This window comes from Streptomyces sp. NPDC047982, assembly GCF_043204165.1.
GTDB lineage: Bacteria > Actinomycetota > Actinomycetes > Streptomycetales > Streptomycetaceae > Streptomyces.
This window is the reverse complement of record NZ_JBIDBS010000017.1, coordinates 57,652-75,807: the sequence shown is the minus strand read 5'-3', so window position 1 is coordinate 75,807 and position 18,156 is coordinate 57,652. Positions and strand designations below refer to the sequence as shown.

Here is an 18,156-nt window from a genome sequence, read left to right as displayed (position 1 = left end):
GAAGTTGGACGCCGCATCTCGTGACATCCAGTTGATTCGCCTGCCGCGATGGGGGCGGGTAGCCGTGGGAGCCGGGGCGGTGCCCTGGCTGGTCTTCGACGAGGAGGGAAGAGCGGTGGAGCCGATTCGCCGGTTCCTGATCGACTTCGTCGCTCGGGACAACCGGCCGGGCAGCGTCCGCAGCTACGCCTTCGATCTCCTGCGCTGGTGGCGATGGCTTCGGGTGGTCCAGGTCGAATGGGACCGGGCCACGTCCGCCGAGGTGCGCGACTTCGTGCTGTGGCTGCGGGTCACGACGAAACCTCGGACGTCGGCGCGGACGCACTCGGCGGCGACCGCGGGGACGACCAACACGATCACGAAGAAGCCGTACCTGGACGACCTCTACAAGCCGCGGACGATCCGGCACAGCAACGCCGTACTCCGCAGCTTCTACGAATTCTGGATCGAGTCGGGCAGCGGCCCGCTGGTCAACCCGGTGCCGCTGGCCCGCAGTGCGAGGCGCCGCCCGCACGCTCATCACAACCCGCTGGATCCCTACAGCGGCGAGGGCCGACTGCGCTACAACCCCAAGGTCCCGCGCCGGCGCCCACGGCAGATGCCGGACGAGCGATGGAACGAGCTGTTCGCGGCACTGCGATCAAACCGGGACCGGGCGATCCTCGCGCTCGGCATCAGCAACGCTGCCCGGGCCTCCGAGCTCCTCGGGGTCCGTGGTGTCGATGTCGACTGGGGTGACCAGCTGGTACGCGTCGAACGCAAGGGCTCCCAGGCTGAGCAGTGGCTTCCCTCCAGCCCGGAGTCGTTCATCTGGCTGCGGCTCTACCAGAGCGAGGGCCCGCCGCTGGACCCGCAGGCCCCGCTGTGGTGGACACTCCGGCGTCGTGACCACGGCGCCGGGCTGGCCTACCAGCCGATGAACTACGAGGCCCTGCGCGCGGTGTTCCGCCGGACCAACGCCCTGCTGGGCACGAACTGGTCGATGCACGACCTGCGGCACACCGCGGCGCTGCGGATGTCCCGGGACAAGCGGCTGTCGCTGCGGGACGTGCAGACCATCCTTGGTCACGCCAACCTGAGCACCACCGCCGACGTGTATCTCGTCGAGGAGGAAGAGCAGGTCATCGCCCGGGTTCAGGAGTACCTCGCCGACCGTGAGGAACGCGCGAAGCACCCCGTGCCAACTGCCGTCGCAACCGGTTACGAGGCAAGCGACCTGGCCGTGCTGTTCGGGGGTGGCCAGTCGTGACGCGACAAGGAAGCCGCCGAGCCAACTCCGTCCGCCGGGCCGGAACCGGCCCCGCGCCGGCGAAGCCGTTGTTCATCGAGCACGACCTCAAAGCGGACAGGGAACGTGTCGGCCCGCACGACCGCCTCACCCGAGACGAGGTCCTGGCCCTGCTGCCGACCTCGCCGCTCTGGCCGCAGAGAACGTACAGCCGCGGCATGTGGCCCGGAACTATCCGGCTCGCGGGGGCAGCCAAGATTCTCGACTGGCTGCAGACCTTCCCCGAAGACGGGTGGCAGGGACGGTGGCTCGCGGCCGGGGCGGACCAGGGCAAAGAGCTGATCCTGGCCCTGAACGAGGACGATCCGCGCTGCCAGGAGTCCAGGCGCAACGAGCTCATGATGGGCCTCAACAGCCTGCTCATCAGCCGGGTGGTTCTCCCGCGCTACGTCTTCCTGCGCGGCTACAAGGCGATGCGGCTCTTCAAGGACGTCCAGCAGATGTTCCCCGCCGGGCAGCTTGACCGAATGCGCGAGTTCGGCGCCGAGATCGGCATGACGCCCCGCCACATCGACGAGGGCCTGCGCGTCATCTCCTCGATCATCCTGCACACGGGCCGGGACCTCGCTCAGCTCACCGCCGAGGACGTCTTCTACCTGCGGGCCGTCGGACGACGGGAGACCGGTGAGGCATACGTGGGTACCCACAGCGCCTGGGACCTGCTGCGGGGCGCCGGTGTCATCGACTCGAAGGACACCCTCAAGGACGCACTGCGGCACGGGCAGCGGCCCACCGCCGAGCTGGTCGACGCCTACAACATCCAGTCCACGCAGGTCCGCAACCCGCTCGTCCGCTACCTCGAAGAACGCCGCCCCGGGATCGACTACGGCACCTTCCGAGGACTGGTACGCGAACTGGCCGGCGTGTTCTGGGCGGACATCGAGGCACACCACCCCGGCATCGACACCCTCCGTCTGCCCGACGAGGTCGTCGACGGCTGGAAACAACGCCTGGTCACCTACGTCAACAAGAGCGGAGAGGTCAAAGAGCGCCGCTCACGCATCGACGTCATGATGCGGGTGCGCGGCTTCTACCTCGACATCCAGGAGTGGGCCCACGACGACCCGTTCTGGGTCCCGTGGGCAGTGCCAAGCCCGATCACCCGGGGTGACGGCGCCGGGAACCACAAGATCATCAAACAGACCACATCCCGGATGCACCAGCGAGTCCGCGAGCGGCTGCCCCCTCTTCCCGTGCTGCTGGAGACAGCCGAGCGAGTGCACCGAGAGGCCGTCGCTCTCCTGGAGGCCGCCCGCGCCACCCCGTTCAACGAGACCTTCGAGCACGGCGAGACGCGATACCTGCGGGTCCTTCCCAAGGTGAACCAGGTGCCCAGCCGTCTCGACCACGGCTCGCCGCATGTCTACATCAAGGAGGTCGACAGCACCGAACGAAGGATCAACCAGAGTCTCGTGGAGGATGACGCCTTCTGGGCCTGGGCGATCATCGAGACGCTACGGCACACCGGAGTTCGCGCCGAAGAACTGACCGAGCTCACCCACCTCGCGCTGGTCTCCTACAAACTGCCCGACACCAACGAAGTCGTCCCGCTCCTCCAGATCGTTCCCTCCAAGAGCAACGAGGAACGGCTACTGCTAGTCAGCCCCGAACTGGCCAGCGTCCTGGCCACGATCATCAAGCGCCTGCGCGACGCCAACGGCGGAAAGGTCCCGCTGATCTCCCGCTACGACTCACACGAGCGCGTCACGGGCCCCCAGCTGCCGCACCTGTTCCAGCGCCGCCCTTACTGGCAGCCGCAGGTCATGAGCGAGGCCGGTATCAAGCGCGCTCTGGACCGGACCCTGGAGGCCACCGGACTACGCGACCAGGCCGGCGAGCCACTGCGCTACACGCCGCACGACTTCCGAAGGATGTTCGCGACCGAGGCCGTCACCGGCGGACTGCCCGTTCACATCGCAGCCCGCATCCTCGGTCACAAAACACTGACCACCACCCAGGCATACCTCGCCGTCTTCCAGGACGACCTGGTACGCACCTACCGAGGCTTCCTCGACCGGCGCCGGGCCGAGCGCCCCCAAGAGGAGTATCGCGAGCCGACCGCAGCGGAGTGGCACGACTTCCAGCAGCACTTCGAGCTCCGCAAGGTCTCCCTCGGCACCTGCGGGCGCCCCTATGGCACCCCCTGCAAGCACGAACACGCCCCGTTGACTGAACGAACCCTGGGAATATCCCAGTTCAGAGGGAAGGCGGTGTCTGTAGTCGCTACGGTCACCGGTCGTGACAAACGATGCGCCCGAGCGCGATCTGGCCGTGTTGGCGGTTCCTCAGTGGGGCCGACTGGTGGAGACCGGCGACCGGTACGAGCCCTATCGACTCCTCGATGCCGATGGTGCGACTGTGGAGCCGGTCGCGGTCTACTTCCAGGAACTGCTGGCGGCCGACAAGGCTCCGTCGACGGTTCGCTCCTACGGGATGGATCTGCTCCGATGGTGGCGGTTCCTGCAGGCTGTGTCCGTCTCCTGGGACCGAGCGAGCCGGGTCGAGGCCCGAGATTTCAGTCGCTGGATTCAGCTGACGGCCAAGCCCGGAAGGAGCAAGACTCCGAAGCGCCGGGCGGTATCGAGCGGAACCGGCCCGAACCCCGTGACCGGCAAGCCGACGTTCGCGCCCGGCTATGCCCCGACCACCGTCGCACACAGCGAGACGGTGTTGCGACGCTTCTACGACATCCACCGCGACGCCGGCACCGGGGTTCCCGGACGTCACGATAACGCGCCACGGCTTCCGGGGCTTCCTGGTAGCCATCGGTCTACTCCTAGGCGAGGTTGGCAAGGCGGGCGAGCATGCCGGTCTGGTCTCCGCTGCTGGTGACCCACGCACCGCTTGGCCCGTAGGCAGTCGTTCGGGTCGGCAGGAACGCCTCCTGGTGGCCATCCGGCGGGATGAGCAGCGAGCCCCGGAACTGGTTGTCGGCCGGGGCGTCCCCGGCGTATAGGCAGAGTCGGAGGAGCCCGGCGTTGTCGATGCCCAGGGCGAGGACGTGCCCGTCGGGGGTGGTGCCGTCAGTTCCGGTCCAGCAAATGTCCAGGTCGGCAAGTCGAATGCTCATCAGGTCGTCTCCTAGGCGCTGTTGTCGGTCTGAATTAGGGGGCGGGGAGTGTAGTCGGCGTCGTACTGGTCGCTGGCCACCACCCGGTCCGGGGCGGTGGCCTTCGGTGTTCCTGAGGTCAGGAAGCCCTGCCGAGGGCAACGCACTCGGTGCACCAGCGCTCGTTCTCCCTGTTGAGTCGTAGCGGTACGTTCTGCTTCGGGGCAGGCATGACAATGCCCTCTTCGGCACTGCACGCGATGGGGTGGAAGTCGCAGTCCCCGGTGCACCGGTGGCCCGACGCGGGCTTGTGCCAGATCGTCTGGTCGGGCGTGCGCCCGTATCCGGGGACTCGTTCAGAAACGGCAAGCATGGGAATCTCCTTTGTCTCCTTAGGCGGCGAGGCTGGTTTGAGTCTGGTCGATGCGGCGGGCCGGGAGGTAGTCGCGGCCGAGTTCGCGGGCGATGAGCTGTGCGGGGCTACGGACCACGATGACGCGCCCGGCGACGGTTGTTGCCTCCGGTCGGTCGAGGACGAACGCGATGCGGTGGCAGGTGTAGGACACGATCCGGTGGAGGAGGAAGCCGCGGGCTTCGCCCCGGAGTCGGCACATGGCGCGGACCTCGATGCGGCCGGACTTGGTGGTGCGCAGCTCGTGTCCCTCGATCGTGCGAATCGACTCGGTTCCGTCCTGGTCGAGGTAGTTGATCGTGACGGCGTGCTGGCGGTCGATGGCGCGGTAGAGGTCGGTGAGGGTGCAGGTGGTGGTTTGGCGGTTCGTGTGCTTCATCTCGGCGTCCCCCTTGGTGCGGTGTGGTCCCACACTAACCCGTATTCCATTGTGCGCACAATAGATTATGCGTATGCTGGTTCCACCGAGACGCACCGCTCTCGGGAAACCCGCAGGCCATACCCCATGGCGCCTGCCATAGAAAAAGGAGGACACTGGCGTGGTAAACGCCCCCGCGCGCCCGCCGGCCCGACGAAGGTCCGACCGGCGCCCGCCGAAAGGACCCGCAGTGGCCCGCACGCCCAGCCCCGCCCGCACGATCCGCGCCCGGCTCACGACCGGGCAGAACCTGCTGAGGCGGCAGGCCGACACGATCGCCGCCACCGACGCACCAGCCGCCGAGGAAGCCCGCGCCGCCGCCGACGCGATCGCCGAAGTCCTGGCCCCCCAGGGCTGGAGCCTGCTGCGCCGCGCCGAGTCCCTGGCCAACCCCGCCAGCGCAGGCGCCCCGAACCTGCCGATCCACATGAACCTGGAGATCCGCGAGGCCCTCAAGGCGAAGGCGGCGGCGAAGGGCGCCACGCTCACCGCCGACGTCAACGAGGCGTTCCGGAAGTTCGTGGCCGGCGAGTTCGTGCCGGACGCCCCCATCCGCTCCCGCCGCAACAGCGGTGCAGAGAAGGGCAACCTGAACGTGAGCCCGGACGCCGACCTCGTGCAGCAGATCAAGAACCTGGCCGAGGAGAAGTCCGCCGAGTACGGGTGGAAGGTGACGCCGGCCCGGGTCGCGTCCGCGTACCTGATGAAGAAGTACCGCATCTCTGAGGCCGCGCAGGCCAAGTAGGCGAGCGGGCGGGGGCGGCCGGGACGCCGACAACCGGGCCGCTGCACCGCCACCCCCGAGAACAACCTCATAGGAGAGACCTCATGGCCACGGCCAACGAGGCCCCCGCCAGCAGCATGGCGGCGGGCCGGACCTCGCACACCCAAAACCAGGCCGACCAGCGTCCTGCAGGCACCTTCGGATACACCCGGGCCGAGCAGATCGAAGCCCTGCACAAGCTCCGCGAACCGTTCCTCCCCACGGAAATCCGGCACCTGCCGCGCGTGTGGTGCCAAGCGTGCAAGAACTCTCGCGGCCAGGGGTGCCAGAAGCACACCATCGTCAAGTGCGAGAAGTGCAACCAGAAGATGCCCAGGAACGGGCACATCGATCTGGCCTATGTCGGCCACGCCGAGGCGACGAACCGGCTCCTGAACGTGGACCCGTTCTGGGACTGGGAGCCTCTGACCGTCGATGAGCGAGGCCTCCCGCAGGTCGACGGATACCGCGGCTTGTGGATCCGCCTGACGGTATGCGGCATGTCCCGGCTCGGGTACGGACACGCCGGTGACAAGACGGGCGGCGACGCGGTGAAAGAGACGATCGGCGACGCGATCCGGAACGCGGGGTGGGACGCCTTCCTCGCACACTTCGAGAAGCGGAAGGTATCCATCGGCACCTGCGCACGCGCCTTCGGGACCCCGTGCATTCATGAGCACGCATGTGTCAGATGCTCACTCCTTCGACCTGACCCGTCCCAACGCGCACGACTTGCCGAGATCCGCGACAACTTGATCGCCCGAATCGCCGAAGCCGAGCGGGAAGGCTGGCTCGGGGAAGTCGAAGGGCTCCAGATCAGCCTCGTCGGAGCCGAGGAGAAACTCCGCCAGCTCGATCACCACCCCGGACAACACGAGGCCGTCGACCTCGGCATCCCCGTCACGCGGGGTAGTCGATGAACCCGCCAAGGAGGGCTGCCGCATGTCCCTCAACCAAGATCGAGAACAAGTTCAGAGATGGTCCTGTTGACTCACCGCAGTGACGAGAGTGGAGGAGATGTGGGCCAGGGCGGGGTCTGCAGCGATGAAGAACGTTTCGACTCCGGCCAGTTCGTGGTTCATGCGGGCCATCGGCATCTCGTAGTCCAGGTCGGGAACGCCGCGGACCCCGCGGATGACGACATCGATTCCGACTCGGTTGCAGTAGTCGACCAGCAGGCCGCCGGTGTGGGAGTCGACCGTGACGTTGCTCAGGCCAGTTGCTGCCGCACGGAGCCGGTCCAGCCGTTCCGTGACGGGGAAGCGTCCGGTCTTGTTCGAATTGAACATCACGCACACGACGACCTCGTCGAACAGGAGGGCAGCGCGCCGGAGTACGTCCTGGTGCCCTTGAGTGACCGGGTCGAAGGATCCTGGGAAGAGGGCTCGCATGATCGAAAAGAGTAACCGGCCGCCCCCGGTGGTGAGGTGCCAGGGCAGCCAAATCACCAAGATCAAGCGTGACAGGGAGAAGAACGTCTAGCGGGACGGGACAACCGCAACGTCACAGTCGATCATCGCCACGTGGGACATGCTCTTAGTTCAGAGAAGCCTGCATTCGCTGCCCTGTTCTCCAGATGGACCCCCGCCAGCGGCCCCGCCTCATCGAGATCATCCAGAACCTTCGCGAGCGCATCACCGAAGCCCGCGGGAACGGCTGGCTCGGCGAGGTCGAAGGACTCCAGGTCAGTTTCGACGCCGCGATGGCCAAGCTCAACAGCCTCAAGCGGGCCCCGACTGATGGTCGGCCGCAGCTGGTAGACCTTGGCATGCCGGTCTTCACCGACTCCGCTCCACCACCTCAATCGGAACATTGATATGCCACCGCCGTCGGTGGTGAAGGGCGCGCTCCTACGTCATGCAGGGTGCCCCGGGGCCGAGGCTCGCTTGGCGGTATTCCGCTGGGTGATGGCCTCACCCACCTGCTCGATGGCAGTACGCAGCAGGGCACCGTAAGCGTCCTGGGGCAGGTTCGGGGCATGCTCGTGTGCCGCGTTGATGTGCTCGGTGGCAGCCTCGAAGGACCCGAGCCGCCGGTAGTTGTCAGCGAGGTTGAGATGAAGGGACGGATAGAAGCCGGCGACCTGAAGAGCGGTGTGATGCTCCTGAACGCGCTGATCGGTCAGGGAGTCGGCAGCATCCAAGGCCCGGATGTCCCAAGCCAGGGCTTGGGCGGGGTCTTCGTAGAGGTCTGCCATGTAATGCGCGAGGGAGCAGCGGTGCAGCGGGTCGCCGGTGGCGCCGATCGTGGACCAGATGTCCAGGAGCTTCTGGCGGGCGGTGGCGATGTCGCCGGCTCGTCCTTCGATGACGGCCTGGCCGATGGCTTCCATTGTCGAGTCCGGGCTGGCGGGCGTAGTGGTCATCAGAGTGGTCCTCGTCATCTCTACTCAGGCGGAGTGGTCAGGTTTGATGGGCATGGCCAAGGTGGTGAGATCGCCGCGGTCGGCGGAGCGGACCGTGACGGGTTGGTTGGGTCCTCGCAGGTCGAGCATCACGTCGGGGCCGATTGCGGTGCTGATGGCTGGATAGAGCGTGGTCAGCTCGAAAGAGATCTGGAGGGCTTGTCCCGTCACAGCGGTCGGGAGCGAGAAGCCGGGGTGCTCGTCATCAGCCGCCAGAGCCTTCAGGCCGTGGCGGGTGACGCAGAGCGAGAGCCACTCGCCTGGATGTTCTTCCAGGGCTCTCAAGAACAGGCCCTTTGGGACGGTCAACCGGGTCGTGACCTCGGGCAGTGACGCGAGCATTAGCCGGTAGTCGGGGAACTCCTCCGACAGCAGCCGGCAATGCTGGTTTTTCCGGTCCGAAGTGCGGAGCCAGATACCGTTCGACGTAGCTTCGACTCGCACCAGCATGCTGCGGCGAATCTCGCCGACTGCGGCCCGCAGCTCGTCACCGCGTACCGTGGCCGCCCATGCCGAGGGCGCTGCTTCAGCAGGAACCAGGGTTCGTGTCGCGAGCCGGTAGCGGTCTGTCGCCGTCAGCGTGACCGCTTCCTGGGTCGCCTCGACGCGCACTCCCCCAAGCACCGGCATCCCCGGATCGCGTGCGGTCGCGGTCAAGACCTGCTCGATCGCGTCAGCCAGCACGGGACCCTTCAGTGTGGCAATCGGCATTCTCGGCACGTTGGCGAGCGACGACTTGATCAGAGCGGCCTTCTGCTGCACCGCTTCCGCGTCCTCCACAACCTTCGCGACGTGCTCGTCGATCAGCCGGGAGGCTTCATCAGGCTCGGCGTCGAGAACCGCCTCGACAGCACCGAGGGGCATGGCAATCTGACGAAGCTGACGAAGCTCGATTGCCCGTGCCACCTGGTCGGCGCTGTAGTACCGGTAGCCCGAGACCGGGTCGATCTCCGCAGGGGGCAGCAGCCCGGAGTCGGCGTAGAACCGCAGCGCACTGGACGTCAGACCAGTGCGCTGGGCAAAGACCCCGATCGGCATCAGCTCAAAGTTTGGCACCCCGCCATCGTCGAGCTTCAACCAACTCGAAGGTCAACTGCGTGCTGAAGACGGCCGCGCTGTGACCGATTCCTTAGTCCGGAAAAGGTCGGTAGTCGTGGCTGAGGAGCTTGCCGCTCGCCTCCAGGCCGTCGGCTACGGCGTCGAGACTGAGCACCGGCATATCGATCTGCCCGTCCTCGGTTGACCCGGCAGCCGCAGCCTCACCCCGCAACCGCCGGGCGTGAAGACGCCTCTCTCCGCGTCCTCGTCCGCAGCGCTCCTGATGGCGATGCGGTGGGTGAAGGCTGCGGAGCAGGACCAGCTGCTCGCCGACCGGCTGGTTCCGCGCGGAAGCGGAGCACGTGATTGCCGCTAGCTGCGAGCCGGGCGCTGCTCCCGTACCAAACTGGTGGAGCCCCGCCCATGTGTGGGCGGGGCTCCACAGATGCTCAGTTGCGGGGTTCGGGCGCAGGGGCCTTCCCCGGTGGACGGTCGACACGTCCGGCTGTCGCCCGCTAGCGGCCCGACCACCTGAACCAGCGCCCGGTCATCCGGCGCTCGGTGACCAGGAGCAGACCGAAGAAGAGGGCGAGCAGGCCAAGAGACTGGGCCAGCTCGACGCTCACACCGCGGGAGACGACCACCAGGCCGCTGACCAGCATCATGACGACCACACCGAGCGTGAGGACACCCTGGAAGAAAACCGTCAGGCCTCGCATGGTCCCGCCTCCTTTGCCGTCGAGCCTCTTGCGCACGTAGGGGTTGTTGTGCTCGCGACAGAAAAACTGTAGCAGTTTGATGATGTGGCAAGGCTGTCAAGACCCGACGGTCCTCGGATTGCGATCAGTTGTTGCACTGTCCGAGTCGTTCGGCGATCTGGGCGCGCATGGTCGCGGTGCGCTCCGGTGCGGCCACTTCCATGAGCATGTTGACCAGATCGGAGGCCAGTGGACCGGCCTCATGCGGGGGCAGCTGCATCCACGCCTGGGCGGCGTTCTGTGCCGCCACCTGGGTGCGCCTCTTGCCCGGCCCCAGGCGGTCGAACCATGCGAGGGCGAGCCAGGTCCACGAGGCGGTTGCGAAGGCGTATTCCCCGCTCAGGTAGCCCAGGTCGGCCCGGAATTGTGCGGCTTCGAGGGTCGCAGAGGCCGTGTCACCCTGCTCGGCTGTGAGCTGCTGCAGGATGTCGTCGGCCGCCGCTACGGCGGTATCGAAATCGTGGGCGCGGCCGGCGGCCTGGGCAGCGGCCAGCCGGTCGAAGAGACTGCTCTTCTGCTCCTGAGGCGGGACCGTCCCCGGCTGCGGGGCCGTGGGCGGGGTTCCTGCGGCCTGGGTGGTCCCGTCGGGCATGACCTGCATGGCAAATCGGGAGCCGGTGCGCTCGTCCTGGACATGGACGAGGACCGGTAGGCCACTGCCGGCGGCTTCGATGTGCAGGACCTGGACGACGACCTGCGAGGGGTCGACTCCGTCGGGGACGACCTGCGGCTCGCTGTCGATGTGGAGCTGGCCGTCGCCGCTGATGTGAACCTGGTAGCGCGTGCTGGTGTTCATGGTGTGTGGCCCGCGGCGTGGTGCCACGGGCCCTCCTCCTTCAGTGGGTCAGAGTGAGAGTCCGTGGCTGCGGAGATAGGCAATGGGGTCGATGTCGGATCCGTACGCGGGCCCTGTGCGGGCTTCGAAGTGCAGGTGTGGACCGGATGAGTTGCCGGTAGAGCCGGAGAAGCCGATCTGCTGGCGGGCCTTGACAGCCTGGCCCTTGCTCACGGAGATCTTCGAGAGGTGGGCGTAGTGCGTGTATTTGCCGTCGCTCATCTTGATGACGATGTTGTTGCCGTACGCGCCGCCCCATCCGGCTTCGACGACGGTGCCGGTGCCAACGGCCTGGACCTTGGTACCGGTGGGGACTGGGAAGTCGACGCCGGTGTGGCTGCCGGAGGACCACATGCCACCGCCGGCCTTGTAGGGGGTGGTGACGCGGGAGTTCTCCACGGGCAGCGCCCATCCGCCCTTGCCCTTGGCGTCGGCGGAGTTGGCGACGTTCTCCACCGCGTCGCACCCGGAGGTGGTGGAGAGCACTGCCTTCTTGCCCCAGCTCTTGACCACGAGCTCACCGGCGGTCTTCTCCCACTTCGCGTAGGCGTCCGGGAAGCCGGACCGCTGGACGTTCTGGGCGGCCTGGGTGAGCGGTTTGACCTGCCACTTGTCGACCTTGGCTAGGCGCTCGAAGAAGGAGTTGCTTGCATAGATCGGGTCGGTGACCTGCGCGACGGTGCCCCAGCCTTGTGAAGGGCGCTGCTGAAAGAGGCCCTGAGAGTCCCGGTCGCCGTGCCGTATGTTCTTGAGCATCGATTCCTGGATCGCGGTGGCCACGCCGATGACTGCCGCGCGGGGCGGCAGGCCGCGGCTGCGCGCGACGTTGGTGATCACGCTGGCATTGCGCTTCTGTTCCTCCGACCAGTTGACGCTCTGCTGCTTACCCTGAGGGTTCAGGGGCACTGTGACCTGCCCTCCGGGCTCCGCGGCCGGGATTTCCTGCTCCTTGCTGGCCACCTGCATGGCGGGGTTGCTGGGTGTGCAGGAGTCCTCCCACCCTGGTCCGTCGTCCGCCCCGCCGGCCCCCATCATCAGCGGCAGGCAGAGCGCTCCAGCGAACATCGCCGCGACCCCACCCCCGGCGACGCGTACGGCTGTGCTCATATCTCGATCCCCAGTCGTCGATGCGCATCCCGTCACGAGGGACGGAAACCGCAATTCCCGTGCCATGGGGTGAGCCCGTTTAGCCAGGCGTCCCAGGGCTGCGAATGCGCCACTACATAGCCGCGCATTGCGCGGCTAGCGTCTGCGCCGAGTGAAAGCAGCAGGGATTCGACAACTTGCGCTGAATTCTAAGGCATTGGATTGCGGATGCGTCAACGCATCTGACGGGGAGGCGTTTAGCCGCTTCCCTATATTCGGCTGGTGCTTATTCGGCGTGATGAGCGAATTTCTCGCTGTCGACGACCAGTTGTCCAGGTCCTTCACACGGACTGGGGCAGGCTTTCGCGGCCTGGGAGGGATTCGTGCAGGTAACACAGCAGGTGGTGCAGCTCGCCGCCGAGGGCGGGATAGGCGGCATCACGGACGGGATTAAGCCCGACTGGGCGGTATTCGGCGCCATCGGGACCAAGGCCAAGATCATCGTCGGCGTGGTCATGGCCGGCGCCGTTCTCTTCCTGCTCGGTAGCGCCATCGTAGGCGCCGTCCATATCCGTGTCGGAAATCAACAGCACAACTCGATGGAGACGAAGAAGGGACAGACGATGGTCGCCAGTTCCCTTCTCGGTCTCTTCGCAGTCGCTTCCATGTCGACACTCTTCGGCATCGTCTACGGGTTTGGAATCTAATGGCCGGGAACCAGAAGCAGACCGGAACGCGGAGCCTGACGGCGAGGACGGCGGAGACCCCTGGGGCCGGGGCTGCGTCTCCGTGGCGCAGGGTCAAGATCGGCGCGATCATCTTCGGTGTCGTGCTGGCACTCGGGGTAGTGCTGACCCTGTCCGGCGGCGATGGGGGCACGGACGACAACGGGACTCCCGAGACGCCCGCCGCCTCCACGCCCACCTCCCCGGCCGGCGGCAGCGGGCCCGGCGCCAAGGCGAAGACCGTCAAGAACGGTGTCCCGGTGGGGTATCCGCGCAGCAAGGACGGTGCCGCGGCGGCTGCGGTCAATTTCCAGGTCGCCCGTTCCTCACCGGGGTATTTCACCGACCAGGCGTTGCGTCACCAGGTGCTGAAGACGGTGATGACGTCCTCGGCGCTGGCCGGCCAGCAGGCGCAGGACGACCAGACGGTCAAGGGCCTGATGGCTGCGCTCGGAGTGACCGAGCAGACGGCGCCCGACATGGTCATGCGATCCGCATCGCTCGGCACGAGTGTTCGCTCCTACTCCGACGACACGGCCACGGTCCGGGTCTGGATGAGCGAAGTTGTCGGGGTTCCCACCGACAAGTCGAAGATGCCGGTCTCCGGCACCTACTCGACCTACACGCTGATCTTGCAGTGGCAGGACGGCGACTGGAAGATCGCCACGATCGACCAGGCCGAGGGCCCCACTCCGCTTGTCGCGGCCGACCAGTCGGCGTCGTCCACGGACGAAATGCGCCTGGCCAACAAGGAATTCGAGGCACCGCGCTATGCAGGCTGATCTCCTGCGGCGGCGTATGGCACAGGGGCTCGTCGCCGCCATGTTCGCGGCCTCCATCGTTGTGGCCGGACCAGCAGCCTCCCAGGCCCACGCGGATGTTGACGTACCGGGTTGGCTCAACCCGTGCAATGCGCCAGGCGGAAAGACGGTCTGCAGGAAGGCCGAGGAAGGCGCTAAGTGGCTGTACGACAAGTCGGGTGCCGATTCCGTTGTCGAGGGAGTGTCCGAGGCCATCGACTTCGCCAGCGACCCGCTCGGCTACCTGGAGCAGAAGCTCCGTTCAGGAACTAAGGGAATGTTCTCCGCCTTCGGTGAAGAACTCACCGGAAAGAAGCCGACCGAACCCAAGGACGGCAAGAAGGACAAGGGGGACTAGTCATGATGGAAATCGACTGGGGAAACCCGGGCTTTCTGCGCCTGTACGGTCTCGTCTTTGCCCTCGCGGTCGTCTTCACCATGGTCCAGTGGCTGATCTCGGTGGTGAAGCGGGTGGTCCGGGGTGTGCCCATCGCTCAGGCCGCTATGGAGAACGTCGGCTACCTGCTGATGTCCGTGGTCGTCGCGGGATTCATGCCGGCAGTCGTGGCAACCACAGTCGATTTCATCGACAGCGCAGCAGAAGCGATCCTCGGCGATTACATCGCTGAGGTATTCGTCGGCGGACTGGTCATCTTCACCGCGTTGGCTGCCATTTCCGTTCTGATGCCCGGAGTCGGGGTGGTCGTCGCCATTCCAATTGCCCTTATGATCCTGTTTGCGGTATTCGGGCTATGGGTCATGCTGGTCGTGCGCAACGCGCTCATCCTGCTCGGGCTAATTTTCGGCCCACTGGTCTTCGCCGGTCTTGTCGATAAGGACCTGTGGGGCCACACCCGCAAATGGGTCGGGATCATGGGCGGGATCATCGCCAGCAAGCTGGGCATCTACCTTGCCCTCGCCCTAGCGGGCGCCCTCTTGGACGGCGTCGCCGACAGCGGCGACCGCATAACCCTGCCGCAGGCCATCGGGACCTGCATCACCTTCATGGCGCTGCTGTTCATCGCTCTGTTCATGCCCTTCCAGATCGCGAAGTGGCTGCCCTTCGTCGGTGACGAAATCCAGGCCATGTCCCAGGTCAAGGACGAAGCGGGCCAGCGTGCCAAGGCCGTGAAGGCGAAGCAGGACGACATGAAGACGCAGGCTGCTTCCAAGAACTCGGCCGACGCCACTGGCATGGCAAGCAAGGCCGCGCCCCCTGCCGCCGCTGCGATGGCTGTCAAGGAAGTCGGCGATCAACTGCGCGACCAGGCTGTCCAGGCCGCGAAGGACGGCGCCAACAACGCCTCCGGCGACGGTGGCGGCGGCCAGCAGGGCGGCGGTCAGCAGGGTGGGGGCCAGCAAGGCGGCAGCTCCGGCAAGGGCAAGGGTTCCGGCGGTTCGGGGGGAACTCCACGCGGTGGCGGCCGCGGCGGATCCGGTGGAGGCGGCGGCGTTCCGGGCGCAGCCCGACGGCCGGCTCCCGCGCCGCCTCCGCGGTCGGGTGCACCCGGATCCAGGCCAGGGGGAGCTCCCCCGCCGCCCAGGCAGGGCGGCCAAGCTCCGCCGCCGCCGCCCGGGCAGGGCGGCCAGGCCCCTCCCCCGCCTCCGGCGCCTGCGCCCCCGCCACAGCCGCCCGCGAGCTAGCGGCAGCTGTCATCTCACCCACCACGCTTTGAGAAGGGAGTTGCGATGGACCGCGTCTTCAGCTTCCCCCGACCGCGTCCACGCGGTCTGCTGGGACGTCGCTTCGAGATGGACGAGCAGTTGTTCTTGCTCGGTGGCATCGTCCTGGCCGTCGGTCTGCTGGCTGGCTTGCCCGGGATCCCCCTGAAGATCCTTGGGTGCCTCGGATCGGCCGGAACATGCGTCTGGGTCACGATGGTCCCCTACAAGGGCCGCACCTTCCTTCGCTGGTACGAGATTCGCCGCACCCACCGCCGGCTGCTGCGTGACGGCAAGCTTCTGTACAAGTCGACGGCCCCGCTCGCGGGCCGCCGCCGCGACGGCACTCCGGTGTCGGTGGCCCAGCCGGTGGGCGTGCCGGAGTCACTGGAGTGGATCACGGCCAAGACCGCGTACGGGGACGTTGCTGTCCTGCTGCAGCCCACTGAGGGCATGTTCGTGACCTGCATCGAGGTCGAGGGCGCCAAGAACTTCGGCGGGCTCGACGGCGCGGACAAGGAAGCGCTGATCTCCGCCTACGAGTACCTGCTCAAGGAGACCGCGGAGTCAGGTGGACGCATCGAGTACGTGCAGTGGCTGGCGCGGCTGCTGCCCACGGACCCCAATGCACACGCGCACGATGCCGCGGCGCGGCGGGATCCTGCAGCGCCGTCCTGGCTGAGCGACTCCTACGACCAGTTGGTCGACATGGTCTCGGTCTACGCCGAAGACCGGCGGCTGTTCCTGGTGCTGGGCATCCCCTACACCCAGGAGTTGGCAGCAGAGGCCCTGACCTACAAAACCCTGCACGACGGGTACGGCGAGGTGCTCGGCAAGGAGGTCGAACAGTTCATCCGGGGGCTGGGCGGTGCGCAGCTGCGCTGGGTGCGCAACCTGGACGAGCCCGCGCTCGCCTCGCTGATCCACCACTCCTACGCGCCGGACCACTGGCTCAACGACACCCGGGGCATGGACCGTGCGAGCTGCTGGCCTGCCGAGATGGACGCCCGGGAGCCCACCCGCATGGCGGCCCGCAGCTGGGAGGGCGCCGACCCCTGGTACACCGCCACGGCCTGGATCAAGCAGTTCCCTGTGCTGCCGGTGGGCGTCAACTTCATGGCGCCGCTGCTGCTCTACGTCTCCGACGTGATTCTGACGGTCGGGGTGACGATGCGGCTGCTGCCGGCGGACAAGGCCCTTGAGGATGCCATGGCGGACGTCACCAACGAGGCGGGCCAGGCCGACAACCATCCCGGGAAGATCATCGACCCGCGCGAGGAGCGTGAGCTGGGGGCGTCCGCGTCCACCATGCACGACCTGGCCAACGGCGCGGCCGGCGTGCGCCTGACCGGATGGGTCACCGTCACCGCACCCGACCCCGAGCTGCTCGTCCAGCACCGGAACACGGTGCGTGCGGCCGCGGTCAAGAGCCAGTTGGCGCTGGAGTGGTGCGACTCCGAGCAGTACCGGGCCTTCGCCAACACCCTGCCCATGGTCACCGGACTGCTGAAGGACTGAGGCGCCATGCTCGAACTCCTACGCCGCCAGTCTCAGACCAGACGGCGCGCCCTGCGCACCACCACCGCAACCGCGTCCGGGCTCTACCCCGCGGTCGGCGCGCCGTCCTCGGACCCTCGTGGCGTGATCATCGGCCGGGAGATCTATTCCGGCAAGGCCTACATCTACGACCCGTTCATCCTCTACGACCCCTCCGCCCGCGAGCGCCTTCCCAGCGGTCACGCGCTCGTGCTCGGCAAGTCCGGCTTCGGCAAGTCGTCGCTCGAAAAATGCTATGTGCTACGGCAGTTGCGCTTCCGTGACCGCTCGTTCTGCATCCTGGACGCGCAGGGCGAGGACGGCGTCGGCGAGTGGGACAGCATCGCCCGTGCCCTGGGCGTCAACCCGATCCGCCTGGTGTACGGCGGTGAGGACGGCGAGGGGGTGCGGCTCAACCCGCTCGACCCGCGGATTCCCTCCCAGTACCAGTTCAAGATCCTCTGCTCGATGGTGGAGATCATCGGCGGTCCGCTGAGCAGCGAGAGCGAGTTCGCTCTCTCGGTCGCCCACGCAGCGGCGCAGGTGCGGGCCGCGGCCGAAGAGCGAGTTGCGGTCCTGTCCGACATCCACGATGCGCTGACCAACCCCGAGCCGGCCATGCTCGGACGGCGCCAGGTCGGGGTCGAGGACATGGTCGAGTGGGGCCAGCCGGCCAGTCTGGCAATGGACCAGCTGTGCAGCCCCACCCGGGATCTGGCCGGATTGTTCAACGGCCCCACCACGCCCGGGATCGACCTGGACGCGCGGCTCATCGTCTTCGACCTCACACGGCTGCCGCGTGAGGGCGAGGCAATGCCGCTGCTGATGAGCGTGATCGGCCCGTGGCTGCGCTACGCCTGGATCAAGCCCGGGGACAGCATCAAGCGAACGCTGATCGTCGAAGAGGCCTGGCACATCCTGTCCCACCGGCCCGTGGCCAGGCTCTTTGAGGAATTCGTCCGGTACGGACGGCGGCTTGGCCTGTCGTTCTGGGCAATCCTGCACCACCTCGGCGACCTGATGGTCGACGAGGCGCCCGAGGCCGCGGCCATCTTGAAGCTGACCGCCACCCGGGTGCTCTACCACATGGACAAGGCCGAGGCCGACATCACGGCGGACTACCTGCAACTGCCCGACTGGGCGCGCGAGGCACTGGTCGACGGCGCCAGCCGCTGCTCCCCCGGCCGGGCTGTGTGGCAGGTCGGCAACCGAATGCACCTGGTGGAGCACATCCGCAGCGCGACCGAGTCGGAGCTGACCAACACCAACCGCAAGATGACCGAGGCCAGTTCCGGGAGCCAAGCGCCCGCGGCACCGCTCATCTCGATGCGAAAGAGCGCAGCCTGATGACATCCTCGAACCTTGCCGCCCGCGCGCCGTCT

General features: G+C 67.0%; 20 protein-coding genes and 1 pseudogene. 12 read left to right on the top strand and 9 right to left on the bottom strand.

Annotated elements, in window-relative coordinates; genetic code table 11:
• The first annotated feature begins 4 nt into the window (after positions 1-4).
• From ACGF2V_RS21260 to ACGF2V_RS21250, 3 genes and pseudogenes are all read left to right on the top strand, one after another.
• Positions 5-1,249 (top strand): site-specific integrase, encoded by a 1,245-nt coding sequence (locus ACGF2V_RS21260; RefSeq protein WP_362708395.1) that lies wholly within the window; start codon positions 5-7, stop codon positions 1,247-1,249.
• 197 nt (positions 1,250-1,446) lie between these two features.
• Positions 1,447-3,201: pseudogene (locus tag ACGF2V_RS21255) on the top strand (site-specific integrase); the annotation flags it as partial.
• Positions 3,202-3,721: 520 nt separating this feature from the next.
• The gene (locus ACGF2V_RS21250) at positions 3,722-4,120 is read left to right on the top strand and encodes a hypothetical protein (protein WP_362708675.1); all 399 of its coding nucleotides are present in this window, start codon (positions 3,722-3,724) and stop codon (positions 4,118-4,120) included.
• Here ACGF2V_RS21250 and ACGF2V_RS21245 read toward each other — a convergent pair.
• The 3 genes from ACGF2V_RS21245 to ACGF2V_RS21235 all read right to left on the bottom strand — a co-directional run bounded on the left by ACGF2V_RS21245 (position 4,065) and on the right by ACGF2V_RS21235 (position 5,128).
• Positions 4,065-4,358: a hypothetical protein gene (locus tag ACGF2V_RS21245; protein WP_362708393.1), complete on the bottom strand. Its 294-nt coding sequence runs from the start codon at positions 4,356-4,358 to the stop codon at positions 4,065-4,067. The genes ACGF2V_RS21250 and ACGF2V_RS21245 overlap by 56 nt on opposite strands.
• A 118-nt stretch (positions 4,359-4,476) precedes the next feature.
• Positions 4,477-4,710 (bottom strand): hypothetical protein, encoded by a 234-nt coding sequence (locus tag ACGF2V_RS21240; RefSeq protein ID WP_362708391.1) that lies wholly within the window; start codon positions 4,708-4,710, stop codon positions 4,477-4,479.
• A gap of 19 nt (positions 4,711-4,729) precedes the next feature.
• The gene (locus ACGF2V_RS21235; RefSeq protein WP_362708388.1) at positions 4,730-5,128 is read right to left on the bottom strand and encodes a WYL domain-containing protein; all 399 of its coding nucleotides are present in this window, start codon (positions 5,126-5,128) and stop codon (positions 4,730-4,732) included.
• Between the two features lie 229 nt (positions 5,129-5,357).
• On the opposite strand from ACGF2V_RS21235, the gene ACGF2V_RS21230 reads away from it, so the two are divergent.
• Positions 5,358-5,912, top strand: coding sequence for a hypothetical protein (locus ACGF2V_RS21230; RefSeq protein ID WP_362708385.1), 555 nt, complete (start codon positions 5,358-5,360; stop codon positions 5,910-5,912).
• An 83-nt stretch (positions 5,913-5,995) separates the two neighbouring features.
• On the top strand, positions 5,996-6,850 hold the full coding sequence (locus tag ACGF2V_RS21225; protein WP_362708382.1) for a hypothetical protein: 855 nt from the start codon (positions 5,996-5,998) through the stop codon (positions 6,848-6,850).
• A gap of 51 nt (positions 6,851-6,901) precedes the next feature.
• On the opposite strand, the gene coaD is transcribed toward ACGF2V_RS21225, so the two are convergent.
• The gene (gene coaD / locus ACGF2V_RS21220) at positions 6,902-7,321 is read right to left on the bottom strand and encodes a pantetheine-phosphate adenylyltransferase (RefSeq protein WP_362708379.1); all 420 of its coding nucleotides are present in this window, start codon (positions 7,319-7,321) and stop codon (positions 6,902-6,904) included.
• 185 nt (positions 7,322-7,506) lie between these two features.
• On the opposite strand from coaD, the gene ACGF2V_RS21215 reads away from it, so the two are divergent.
• Entirely contained in the window at positions 7,507-7,746 is a 240-nt protein-coding gene (locus ACGF2V_RS21215; protein ID WP_351521963.1) for a hypothetical protein, read from the top strand.
• 39 nt (positions 7,747-7,785) lie between these two features.
• Here ACGF2V_RS21215 and ACGF2V_RS21210 read toward each other — a convergent pair whose 3' ends face one another.
• The 5 genes from ACGF2V_RS21210 to ACGF2V_RS21190 all read right to left on the bottom strand — a co-directional run bounded on the left by ACGF2V_RS21210 (position 7,786) and on the right by ACGF2V_RS21190 (position 12,072).
• A complete protein-coding gene (locus tag ACGF2V_RS21210) occupies positions 7,786-8,295 on the bottom strand; it encodes a hypothetical protein (RefSeq protein ID WP_164441977.1) in 510 nt (169 codons plus the stop codon).
• 24 nt (positions 8,296-8,319) lie between these two features.
• On the bottom strand, positions 8,320-9,390 hold the full coding sequence (locus tag ACGF2V_RS21205) for a MerR family transcriptional regulator (protein ID WP_362708673.1): 1,071 nt from the start codon (positions 9,388-9,390) through the stop codon (positions 8,320-8,322).
• A 497-nt stretch (positions 9,391-9,887) separates the two neighbouring features.
• Positions 9,888-10,091: a hypothetical protein gene (locus tag ACGF2V_RS21200; protein ID WP_255383211.1), complete on the bottom strand. Its 204-nt coding sequence runs from the start codon at positions 10,089-10,091 to the stop codon at positions 9,888-9,890.
• 124 nt (positions 10,092-10,215) lie between these two features.
• Entirely contained in the window at positions 10,216-10,953 is a 738-nt protein-coding gene (locus tag ACGF2V_RS21195; protein WP_362708374.1) for a hypothetical protein, read from the bottom strand.
• Between the two features lie 21 nt (positions 10,954-10,974).
• A complete protein-coding gene (locus ACGF2V_RS21190) occupies positions 10,975-12,072 on the bottom strand; it encodes a M23 family metallopeptidase (protein WP_362708371.1) in 1,098 nt (365 codons plus the stop codon).
• 362 nt (positions 12,073-12,434) lie between these two features.
• Here ACGF2V_RS21190 and ACGF2V_RS21185 point away from each other — a divergent pair, with 362 nt between their 5' ends.
• The 6 genes from ACGF2V_RS21185 (at position 12,435) to ACGF2V_RS21160 (ending at position 18,121) form a co-directional block, all read left to right on the top strand.
• A complete protein-coding gene (locus ACGF2V_RS21185) occupies positions 12,435-12,758 on the top strand; it encodes a hypothetical protein (protein ID WP_255383208.1) in 324 nt (107 codons plus the stop codon).
• Positions 12,758-13,558 carry a hypothetical protein gene (locus ACGF2V_RS21180; protein WP_362708367.1) on the top strand — a complete coding sequence of 267 codons (801 nt, stop codon included), beginning with the start codon at positions 12,758-12,760 and terminating at the stop codon, positions 13,556-13,558. The genes ACGF2V_RS21185 and ACGF2V_RS21180 overlap by 1 nt, the downstream gene beginning before the upstream one ends.
• Positions 13,548-13,934, top strand: a complete 387-nt coding sequence (locus ACGF2V_RS21175; RefSeq protein ID WP_362708364.1) for a hypothetical protein — start codon at positions 13,548-13,550, stop codon at positions 13,932-13,934. Before ACGF2V_RS21180 ends, ACGF2V_RS21175 begins: the two co-directional genes overlap by 11 nt.
• Positions 13,935-13,936: 2 nt before the next feature.
• A complete protein-coding gene (locus ACGF2V_RS21170; protein ID WP_362708362.1) occupies positions 13,937-15,220 on the top strand; it encodes a hypothetical protein in 1,284 nt (427 codons plus the stop codon).
• Between the two features lie 45 nt (positions 15,221-15,265).
• Positions 15,266-16,756 (top strand): SCO6880 family protein, encoded by a 1,491-nt coding sequence (locus tag ACGF2V_RS21165; RefSeq protein WP_362708359.1) that lies wholly within the window; start codon positions 15,266-15,268, stop codon positions 16,754-16,756.
• Positions 16,757-16,879: 123 nt separating this feature from the next.
• Positions 16,880-18,121 carry an ATP/GTP-binding protein gene (locus ACGF2V_RS21160; protein WP_362708356.1) on the top strand — a complete coding sequence of 414 codons (1,242 nt, stop codon included), beginning with the start codon at positions 16,880-16,882 and terminating at the stop codon, positions 18,119-18,121.
• Positions 18,122-18,156: the final 35 nt, after the last annotated feature.